The following is a 2,567-nucleotide window of genomic DNA, read 5'->3' as shown; positions in this document are numbered from 1 at the left end:
AGCACACCCGCGGCCGCGCCGGCTACCACGATCGGCGGCGGCGGCGGGGTGAACATCTACCAGTGGCTGCCGTTCACCCAGCAAGATCTCACCGCTGCGTCGCGGGCGACCGTCGCCTTCGCCGCCGACTATGAGAACTGGTCGTACACCGAGCCCGCGCAGGCCTACGTCGCCAAGATGAACGGCCTGGTGACCACCAACTTCGCGGCGTCACTGCAGAACAGCTACGCCACGCCGGGCGTCGCCGCGCTGCGGAGCGCGCAGAAGCAGATCTCCACGAGCAGCGGCGGGATCGCCTCGATCCGGTCGTTCGGCACCGGGTCGATCACGTTCGTGGTCAACATCGCGCAGCGGCTGGCCACCACGTCGGGCACCTCGAACAGCACGAAGCAGTACGCGGTCACGGTCGTCTCCAACGCGACCGGCTGGCAGGTCAACGACGTTGAGCTCGCCGGGGCGGGTAACCAGTGAACCCCCGGGTCATCGGCGCCATCGCCATCGGCGGCGTCGTCGCACTCCTGCTCTGCCTGCTCGCCGTACCGATGATGGTTCTCGGCGGCAGCAGCATGCTGTTCTCGGGCGGCGGCGCCGGCGGCTGCGTGGCCGGGTCTTCAGGCACCGTCGCGCAGCCCGGGGTCAGCTCAGCGGCGGCGAACTCCATCCCGGCCAACTACCTGACGTGGTATCGCAAGGTCGGGCAGCAGTACGGCGTGCCGTGGACGGTCCTGGCCGGCATCGGGAAGGTCGAGAGCGACCACGGGCGGACCACACTGCCCGGCGTGACGAGCGGCGCCAACGCGTTCGGCGCGGCCGGGCCAATGCAGATCGGCATCGAAGGCGCCGCGGGCAACCAGTGGAGTGCGCTGGCCACCGTCGAGGACGGCAAGCCGCCAGCGTCCGTGTACGACCCGGCAGACGCGATCGCTGGCGCGGCGAAGTACCTGATCGCGCACGGCGTGCAGACCAACGTCCAGAGCGCGATCTTCGCGTACAACCACCTGGACTCGTACGTGACGGCGGTGCTCGGCTGGGCCTCGACCTACGCGAGCGGCGGGTTCACGGTCAGCGCGACCAGCCCGAACTCGGCGTCCAGTGCGACCTCGGCCGCGTGCATCGGCACCGGAACGCTCGACTCCCTGATCACGCCCAACGCGGCCGTCGCCACCGTGATCAACTTCGCGCAGGCCCAGCTGGGCAAGCCGTACCTGTGGGGCGGCACCGGGCCGGACGCGTTCGACTGCTCGGGGCTGGTCATGATGGCCTACCGGGCGGCCGGCATCAACATCCCGCGTACGTCAGAGGACCAGTGGGCACAGTTGCCGCACGTGCCCGCCGGCAACGTCGAGCCGGGTGACCTGGTTTTCTTCGCCGGGGCGGACGGCACGCCGACCTCCCCGGGACACGTCGGCCTGGTGATCGGCCACGACAAGATGATCGAGGCGTACGCGACCGGGTTCCCCATCCGGATTTCCACGTTCGGCTCGCCGACGTCGCAGCCGGGCCTTTCGCAGGTCGTCGGCTTCGCCCGGCCGTGGGCCCAGCCCGGCCTGAACCTCGGCAATTCGGCCCGCGGGTAGCTCATCGGGTGTGCCGATCGTGGGACTTGCCCTGCCGGGCGCTAGGTGTGTTCCTGGCTTCGCAGCTTGCGACCTTCGTTGGTAAGAAGCTGCTGCTTGATCCGCATGAAGCGCGGTCGCGCGCCGCGGTTCTGAGCGCGGCAGTGGACGATGACGGGATGGCAGAAGACCATATCCCCCGGCTCGCCGGTCAATTCGACCACACGGAGGGGCACGTCTTCGACGATGGTTTCCCCCTCCATGAAAGCGGCGGTCCGGTCGGCGGGTGACGGCGCTAGTCCCGTGAGCGCCATGAGCCACGGGTGTGAGCGGTGGAACCGTTCCCAGAGGCTGGTGCCCGAGCCGCCCCGCTGGCTCGCGGGAATCCGGCGTTCCTGCTGGATCAGCAGACGAGGTGACCCGGAAAGGATCAGGGTTCCACCGCTTCGCGGTGCGACCGAGCCGATGAAGCTGACCACGAATAGCGCCGTCGGCTGATCGACGTGCAGGTCACAAAGATTGTCCCAGTGCCAAAGCCTGGTCGGCACCTCCCAGGCGCCCGGCTCGGGAAAGGTGACGATGGCACGGCCCCAGTCTCTCGGCGGTGACCAGGCGGCCTTGCCGAGCAGGTCATCGAAGACGCCGCGTACCTGCCCGGTCAGGATCCTGGCCTGGATCGGATCACGCTTGGCGGCTTTCAGGTCGCCAGGGATCTGGCGCCAGCTGATTCGGTCGTCGCGACGTACGCCGTGCGTGCCTTCCAGCTCCGACCACCATCGCCGCTCCATGGCGAGGGCGTCGGCGGGCGAGAACGCCTGCCTGACCACGACGTAGCCGTCGCGTTCGAAGCGGTGGATGTCTGACGAAGCAAGGGTGGTGAGTTGTGAGCCCATGAGGTCCGTCTCCTGCTTGACGGCGCCCCGCAGCAGATCATTCGCCCCGGCCGAGCCGATGCGTCCGATCTACCGCGGGGTGTTACCCCACGGCTCACCGCGAGGCGCGGTGAACGAT

At 68.8% G+C, this 2,567-nt stretch carries 3 protein-coding genes; 2 read left to right on the top strand and 1 reads right to left on the bottom strand.

The genetic code is table 11. From position 1 onward, the window contains the following. The coding region (locus WA805_RS25035) for a hypothetical protein (RefSeq protein ID WP_425243558.1) at positions 1 to 471 on the top strand (471 nt) is incomplete at its 5' end. Beyond that, positions 468 to 1,577: an NlpC/P60 family protein gene (locus tag WA805_RS25030; protein WP_425243557.1), complete on the top strand. Its 1,110-nt coding sequence runs from the start codon at positions 468 to 470 to the stop codon at positions 1,575 to 1,577. The genes WA805_RS25035 and WA805_RS25030, both read left to right, overlap by 4 nt. Before the next feature lie 41 nt (positions 1,578 to 1,618). Here WA805_RS25030 and WA805_RS25025 read toward each other — a convergent pair whose 3' ends face one another. Then, positions 1,619 to 2,383 (bottom strand): hypothetical protein, encoded by a 765-nt coding sequence (locus WA805_RS25025; protein WP_425243556.1) that lies wholly within the window; start codon positions 2,381 to 2,383, stop codon positions 1,619 to 1,621. Positions 2,384 to 2,567 lie beyond the last annotated feature (184 nt).

The sequence above is a fragment of the Trebonia sp. genome (genome assembly GCF_049794275.1).
Taxonomy (GTDB): Bacteria; Actinomycetota; Actinomycetes; order Streptosporangiales; family Streptosporangiaceae; genus Trebonia.
Note: the sequence above shows the minus strand (reverse complement) of the source record. Positions and strands in the feature narration are given on the sequence as shown.